Consider the following 482-nt stretch of genomic DNA (forward strand, 5'->3'; position numbering starts at 1 on the left):
CTAAACTTTGTGGAATTTCGCCAAGCAGTGTTCAACGAATCCTAAATGCCAATATTCACTTAGCCTATCGTGTTAAACATCTCCCAGAGAATCTTTGCTTTGATGAATTTCGTTCCTGTAATCACTGGATGTCCTTTAATTGTTGCGATGCCGTTAGTCATCGCCGAATTGTTACTTTAAAAGATCGGCTAAGTAAAGATATCATTGACTACTTTGAAGCTCGTTTTTCGGTTCAAGAACGTGCCCAAGTTCAATCAGTGACGATTGACATGAATGCTGAATATGGCAGCTTCATTCATCGCTTATTTCCCAATGCGGCCACGATTATCGATCGTTTCCATATTATTCAACTGGCTGGGCGTGCCTTAGATAATGAACGCACGCAGACCATTCGTACTATCCAAGATAAGCATTCACGAATTTATCATATTTTAAAATCTCAATGGCGTTTATTTCATCTTGATGAAATAAAAGTTAATGAT

At 38.4% G+C, this 482-nt stretch carries 1 protein-coding gene; it reads left to right on the forward strand.

The features are described from left to right. Window positions 1–482, forward strand: a 482-nt coding sequence (locus tag IV84_RS10600) for a transposase (RefSeq protein WP_162261359.1), incomplete at both ends; no start/stop codon positions are given.

It is taken from the genome of Pediococcus damnosus, from assembly GCF_001437255.1.
GTDB lineage: Bacteria > Bacillota > Bacilli > Lactobacillales > Lactobacillaceae > Pediococcus > Pediococcus damnosus.